The organism is Bradyrhizobium sp. UFLA05-153 (assembly GCF_054185185.1).
Genome location: NZ_JBBIAM010000287.1, coordinates 1 through 2298 on the forward strand (window position 1 = coordinate 1; position 2298 = coordinate 2298).

A 2298-nucleotide genomic window follows, 5' to 3' on the forward strand; every position below is an offset into this window, starting at 1 on the left:
TGCTCCACCCGCGCCACTTGGCGTACAAAACCCCGAGACTCTAACCGCTGCTGGATGAAAATTCAGTGGCAGGTCAGAAGCAGCAAATGACGCGAGGGGCCAGAAACGGACCAAGGTTCGGCCCCGAAGCTACTGCGGATTGCGCGGGAACGGGATGAACCCGTCCTGGTTCGGCATTCTCACCTTGGGCAGCGACTGCGCATCGATCACATCGTTCGATCCGACGATCCCGTTGAGATTGAGGATATAGGCCGATACCGCGTAGAGCTCGTCCGCGGTGAGCGATTTCGACTCCTGGAATGGCATTGCGCGGCGGGTGTAGTCGAACAGCGTCGTTGCGTAGGGCCAATAACTTCCCACAGTCTTTATCGGTGTCTTGTCAGGCGCCAGTGTGCCCATGCCGCCGACGAGCGCTCCAGCGAGCGCAAGACTGGGCTTGATTCCCTTCTCGCCGTGACAGGCCTGACATTTCGCCACATAGATGGCTTCCCCCTCGATTGCGGTGCCACGACCAGGCGGCAGACCTGCGCCATCCGGTCCGATGCTGATATCCCACGCTGCGATATCGGCGGGCGCGATCGGTTGCCCGAACTGGGGGACTTGGGCCAGGGCCGCGGGTGCGATGGTCAGCATAAATGCGCAGACTGCAATGGGTTTAAGCGTAGACATTGCTGGCCTCCCCCATCTCGTCGATGCGCCAGCTTGCGATGGCGTTGTAGTGGTAGACCCCACGCAGGCCGCGCTCGTCGGCGAACTGCGCACGCGTTGGCTGCACCATGCCGGTGTCGTCAGTGGCGCGGCTCTGCAGCACGGCTGGACCGCCATTCCATTGCCAAGCTGCGCGGAAGCGCACTGGCGCCTTTGGCAGGATCGGGCCCTGCAACGCCGCCGGGGCCCAGCTTCGTCCGCCGTCAGCCGACACGTCGACCTGCCGGATGCTGCCGTTGCCCGACCAGGCTAGCCCGGAAATCTCGTAGAATCCCGGTCCCCTCAGCGCGAGTCCTGGCGACGGACGTGTGATGACGGATTTCACTTCGATTGGGAATACGAACTGCCAAGCCATTTCGTCCTTGAGTAGGATCGTGTATTTCGATGTTTCGTCCTTGGTCATGGCGGGGCCGGCAGTCAGCTTGAGCCGTCGTAGCCACTTCACGTTCATGTTGCCCTCGAAACCAGGCAGCAGCAGCCGCACGGGATAGCCGTTCGAAGGCCGCACTCGCTCGCCGTTCTGATAGAGACAGAGCAGCGCATCATCCATTGCCTTGGTGAGGGGGATGCTGCGGCTCATGGCGGCAGCATCAGCGCCCTCAGCGATCACCCAGCGCGCCTCAGGTTCGATGCCGGCTTCGTCGAGCAACGTGGAGAGCCGCACGCCGGTCCATTCCGAGCAACCCAGCAGGCCGTGAATAGCCGCCACATTGAGTGGCTGGGCCTGAGGCGCGTTGAGCGCCTGGCTGTTGCCACCACACTCGATGAAGGCGATGCGCGATTGCATCGGATAGCGCGACAGCGCTTCGACCGTAAACACAAGCGGGCGCTTCACAAGTCCATGGATCACCAGCCGGTGTTGATCGGGATCGATTTCTGGGATGCCGGAATGGCTACGCTCGAAATGCAACCCGGATGGCGTGATCATTCCTTCGAGCATGTGCAGCGGCGTGCGTGACGCGCCGACACCGGCAGGGTTAGGCGGCGGCGGAAAGACTTTGACGACCTTGCTCTCGAACGGCGAGGGCTGGCCGTAGCCCGCAAACCCCGGACCCGGCACCTTCATCCATGGCTGCACCGTAAGCGGTTCTGCCGACCCGTGCGACAGGCCGGCGCCGGTCGCACCGACAACGAGCGCGCCTTCAAGAAAGATGCGGCGGCTCAGAATTCCATTGCCTGCCGCCGGATCGCCTGGTTCGGGATGAGTTTTTCTAACCATGAGCAGCACTCCCTCGTTGCAGTCAAATGAACTCGCGTGCCCGCGCGCACGGGCAGTGCTCGGTGAGACCGGCACAAAAGGACTGTCGGTTTTATTGAGAGTGCGATGCCTGCCGACGGCATTCCCAGCTGCTATTCGCCTCGAACGGAGACGTCGGCACGTCCCGTCTCGAAAAGCAGCTCAAAAGAAGACTACAGAAACCCACGCCCATCCAAAAGACCTTCATATGGCCAGGATGTCGCACCAACAATCCGGTCAAGACCAATGGCTCTGATGTCCGAGAATGGGATGGTTCGGCCGTGCTCCAGCCCTGCCAGCGAGCCAAACTGGCAAGAGCACCGAAGACAAAGGAGCATGCCATGTCCCAGACA

At 61.7% G+C, this 2298-nt stretch carries 2 protein-coding genes; both read right to left on the reverse strand.

Annotated features, from left to right (window positions below; translation table 11 throughout):
- Positions 1–129: 129 nt before the first annotated feature.
- Positions 130–669, reverse strand: a complete 540-nt coding sequence (locus Q2941_RS51325) for a c-type cytochrome (protein ID WP_458197505.1) — start codon at positions 667–669, stop codon at positions 130–132.
- Positions 656–1927, reverse strand: a complete 1272-nt coding sequence (soxC, locus tag Q2941_RS51330; RefSeq protein WP_458197506.1) for a sulfite dehydrogenase — start codon at positions 1925–1927, stop codon at positions 656–658. Before soxC ends, Q2941_RS51325 begins: the two co-directional genes overlap by 14 nt.
- Positions 1928–2298 lie beyond the last annotated feature (371 nt).